The sequence below is a fragment of the Aureimonas ureilytica genome (assembly GCF_001475935.1).
GTDB classification, from domain to species: Bacteria; Pseudomonadota; Alphaproteobacteria; order Rhizobiales; family Rhizobiaceae; genus Aureimonas; species Aureimonas ureilytica_A.
In genome coordinates, this window is the sequence record NZ_LDQA01000050.1 from 1 (window position 1) to 4,336 (window position 4,336).

Genomic DNA, 4,336 nt, shown 5'->3' on the forward strand with positions numbered 1-4,336 from the left:
TTTTGGATAAGAACCAGTCATAGACACAACACTACTCCTAACCCTTGCGGGAATGGGAGATCATGTCCGGTTCATTCGGGGGCTATTTCATTTCGCGCCCGACATCATCCTGCTCTGTATGCGCTGGTACTGTCGTTATGCGCTGAGCTATCGTGACCTTGAGGAGATGATGGCCGAGCGTCATCTATCGGTGGATCACACGACCATACACCACTGGGTCCAGCACTACGCGCCCGAGCTGGATCGACGCGTCCAGTGGTGCAAACGCCTGCAGACCAAGACCTGGTACGTCGATGAAACCTATGTGAAGGTTCGCGACCAATGGACCGGCACCCATTTGGCATAAGCTGCGCGTGTGACCGTAGTGACGGCATCAGCGTCTTCCAAGGTCGCAATTTGGATCGTCTCGCTCATGCGCTAACTATGCCGCTGTGAGTGGCGGAGGAAAAGAGCGATCCATGTTCCCGATTGGGAGCGGCGATCGAGACGGTCGTGGCATTCCCATTAGAATGGTTGATCGGGAAAGAAGAGGCCTTCCCGAAACCGTATCGGTGGCGGTTTCGGGAAGCAGCTTCTATCCCCGCGGTGCGCGGAAGAAGTCTACGACAGCCCGGAGTGCTGGCGCGAGCTGCCGCCGGCTAGCGTAGTAGATGAAGAAGTATGCGGGCGGGATGTACCAGTCTTCAAGCACGGTCGCGAGCGCGCCGGCCACGACGGCCTCCCTGACCTGCTCCTCATAAACGTACGCCAATCCCGCACCGTCGATCGCCGCCCGGACCATCACATCATCATCGTCGGTCGTCACGCTTCCGCTCACGGCGATAGCCACGGCGCGATCGTCCTTCTCGAACTCCCATTGGTAGAGATTGCCGCTGGTGAAGCGGCGCTCGATGCAGCGATGACGGGTCAGGTCCTGAGGCTGCTCGGGTCGCCCATAATCTGCTAGATAGGACGGTGAGCCGACAACTACTAAGCGCTGCGGTGATCCAATCGGGACTGCGATCATGTCGGCCGCCAAGCTCTCCCCGTATCGAACCCCCGCGTCGAAGCCCTCCCGCACGATATCGATCAGTCGATCGTCTGACACGATCTCTACCTGCACACGGGGATGGCGAGCCGCGAACGCACCGAGACGGGGGGCGAAGATAAGGCGCGCAGCGGGAGGCGGCACGCTCAACCGAACCGGCCCGACCGGCATTTGCTGATACCCTTGAAGGTCGGCAAGCGCATCGCTGATCTCCCGCATGGCCGGCTCGAACCGTTCCAGCAGGCGCGCACCAGCTTCGGTCGGCATGACGCTGCGCGTCGTTCGATGGAGCAGACGAACGCCAAGCCTCTCCTCCAACGCGCGGATGGCGTGGCTCACCGCCGACGCGGATACGCCTCGCTCTACGGCCGCCTTGCGAAAACTGCGATGCCTAGCGACGCAAGCGAACGCGGCGAGATCTTGAAGGTTTGGCTGCATTGCTGAAATCTGTTCATCTCTACATGTTCGAATGGCTACCTAATCAGCACACTGTTTTCCAGCGATATTGGGAGCCTGCAAGAAGGAGCCTCTGTCATGGAATTCCGTCCCCTTGGTTCGTCTGATCTCGCGATCTCACCGCTTGGGCTGGGTACTTGGGCGATAGCTGGTCCGAATTGGGAGTTCGGGTGGGGCCCACAGAATGACGCGGAAAGCATTGCCGCCTTGGAACGCGCGGCGGAACTAGGGCTGAACTGGATTGACACCGCCGCGGTCTATGGACTCGGCCATGCTGAAACCGTGGTCGGTCAGATGCTTAGAAGGGTGGACGCCGGCAAGCGGCCGATGGTGTTCACCAAGGGTAGTCTGGTTTGGGACCAAAAGACGCGGAAAATCTCGCACTCGCTCGAACCGGCGTCGCTCGCCCGCGAAGTGGAAGCGAGCCTGAGCCGCCTAGGCGTGGAAACGATCGACCTCTACCAGATACACTGGCCGGCCTTTGCTCCGGGTGATCCGGACGATGGGATCGAAGCCGCGATCGACACGCTGGCGAAACTGCAACGGGCGGGCAAGATACGCGCGATCGGCGTGTCCAACTTCGACGTCGTCCAATTGCAACGCGCGCTCGCGGTCGCGCCGATCGCGTCGCTGCAGCCGCCATACTCAGCCCTGATGCGTGACGTGGAAGCCGAAATCCTGCCGTTCTGTGAGCAGGCTGGCGTCGGCGTCATCCCATATTCGACGTTGCAGTCGGGTCTACTCAGCGGCAGCATGACGCGCGAGCGGATCGCGAACTTACCCGACGACGACTGGCGCAAGACAAGGGGAGCGGATTTTCGCGAACCCCGCCTTACGCAGAACCTCGCCTTGGTCGATGGTATGAGGACGATCGGTGAGCGTCATGGCGTGAGCCCGGCCGTCGTCGCAATAGCATGGGTGCTGCGTCAGCCCGCAGTAGCGGGAGCAATCGTTGGCGCTCGCCGGCCGGAACAGCTCGATGCGCTGATTCCCGCGGCCACCTTCCGGTTGAGCGATGCCGAAATTGACGAACTTCGACCGCTTCTTCCCAAGGGTTCGGGGGCGAATGTGCCCGACCGGGCTTGAGGGTGCCGCGCGTGGTGCAAGGCTCTCCCACAAACGAACGGCCAGCAAGAAGGTCGATGCCAGACCGTGCCGCAGCCGGGAACAGGCGCAGAATTTCCCAAAACCTGTTCCCGACTGTCTTTTCCTGAATTGGCCAAGCAATGATGGAGATACGGGACATTTTTGGCAGGTTCGAATGACTGCTTTCGGAAATCCGCTCGGTGCCTTGGAAGGGCAATAAAGGGTCGATAGCGGATGGACCGCTTTCGAGCGTCTGCTTCTCTGCCGCCATAGACCGGACGGGGTGGATTGCCGACTGTCCGCTGCTGAGGGCGGTTGTGAGAGAAGCTGCCGGTCGCGATTGTTGTGAAGGTGAGCGACGTTCTGACCAGACGATCCGCTTCTGGCTTGGCTTCGGCAATGGCTAGGGGCGCTCCCGCGTCGCGAGAGCCGCCCCTTCGCCCGGTTCAGATCTCGGGCCGGCTCAGATCTCGGGGAAGAGGTCGCGGACCGGGCTTACGCCCTCCAAAAGCGAGGCGACGTGCAGGATGGTCGATTCCGCCTGCCACGCACCGACGATCTGGACGTTGATCGGCAGGCCCTCCCTGCTCGTCCCGAACCGCATCGCGAGCCCGGGCAGCCCGGTGACGTTGAGCGGCACGGTCGCGCCCTGGAGATAGGTCGCGTCGACCTCCTGGCCGTCGATCGTGAACCGGTCGACCCCATGCTTGTGGGCGGGGATCGGCAGGACATGCGTGATCAGGGCGTCGAAGCGGGAGAAGTAGTCGGCATAGCCGTCGCGCAGCCGCTCGGCGGCCTGTTCGGCATCGATGAAGTCGGCCATCGACGTGTCGGGCAGCGACAGCATGGTCTTCGCCATCTTGAACATTTCGCCCTCGTGGCCGCGCGTCGCGTCCGCAAAGGCGGGCTTCATCTCCATGACGTGCAGACGGTTGAAGACGTCGAGCGCGAAGTCGCGTTCCAGCGCCGGAATGCCGACATGCTCAACATGAACACCGAGCCCTTCGAGCGCGTCCGCGGCCGCCTTCATGGTCGAAGCGACCTCGGGGTCGACGGGCCCGAAGCCGGGGCCGACCATCCAGCCGACGCGAAGCGGACGGCCAGGTCGCGCGCCGAGCCCGGCATCGAAGCGGCCCATGAGGCTCTTCTCTATTCGGCGTGTTGAGGTCAAGCGCTCCGAGCTGATGTCTCGTCCTGGCTGATGCGTGATCCCTTGCGGATCATGCTTCTCTTCGGGATCGACCCGGGTGGGCCCTCCCATGATGGGATCGGAATGAGCGAGGCAGCTCGATCTGTTGCGCGTCCTGACCGTGCCAGTGGTACGATCGGCTCAAGAGCCCTAGCGAGCTTGCCTCGTTCCCCGTCCCGCAAGGGACACGTCTCCGCCAGGGCGGATCTTTCAATGATCGGTCTATTCCCGAAGGCTTACCTCCTTCAGAGCCTGCTCATGCCGTTGCCCGTGTCCATTGGAACTCGGCTTCCATCGACCCAAATGCGGTGAAGAATGACGGCCAGGCGCCGGGACAGCGCGACGATGGCCCGTTTCATGCCGCGCCGCTTGGCCAGGTTCACCGCCCAGGCCTTCAGCCAGGACCATGTGCGAACACGGGTCAGAAGCACGGTGGCCGCCTCGAACAGAAGGCCGCGCATCATCGCGTCGCCGCAGCGCGAGATGCGCCCGATCCGCTCCGTTTCCCCGGACTGGGAGAGCCGGGGCACCAGCCCCAGAGCGGGCCCGACGGCCTTCGAGTTCAAGAACCGGCCGGG

At 62.4% G+C, this 4,336-nt stretch carries 4 protein-coding genes and 1 pseudogene; 2 read left to right on the forward strand and 3 right to left on the reverse strand.

Translation table 11 applies throughout. The features are described from left to right. Window positions 1-52: 52 nt before the first annotated feature. Window positions 53-325 (forward strand): annotated as a pseudogene (locus tag NS365_RS24580) (hypothetical protein); the annotation flags it as partial. 249 nt (window positions 326-574) lie between these two features. Here NS365_RS24580 and NS365_RS17875 read toward each other — a convergent pair. Beyond that, window positions 575-1,465, reverse strand: a complete 891-nt coding sequence (locus tag NS365_RS17875; RefSeq protein WP_058601661.1) for a LysR family transcriptional regulator — start codon at window positions 1,463-1,465, stop codon at window positions 575-577. A gap of 96 nt (window positions 1,466-1,561) precedes the next feature. Between NS365_RS17875 and NS365_RS17880 the strand changes: the two genes are divergently transcribed. Then, on the forward strand, window positions 1,562-2,569 hold the full coding sequence (locus tag NS365_RS17880; protein ID WP_058601662.1) for an aldo/keto reductase: 1,008 nt from the start codon (window positions 1,562-1,564) through the stop codon (window positions 2,567-2,569). A gap of 463 nt (window positions 2,570-3,032) precedes the next feature. On the opposite strand, the gene NS365_RS17885 is transcribed toward NS365_RS17880, so the two are convergent. Together NS365_RS17885 and NS365_RS17890 are read right to left on the reverse strand one after the other, a co-directional pair. Further along, entirely contained in the window at window positions 3,033-3,830 is a 798-nt protein-coding gene (locus tag NS365_RS17885) for an amidase family protein (protein WP_343286843.1), read from the reverse strand. Between the two features lie 173 nt (window positions 3,831-4,003). Further along, the coding region (locus NS365_RS17890; RefSeq protein ID WP_244498494.1) for a transposase at window positions 4,004-4,336 on the reverse strand (333 nt) is incomplete at its 5' end.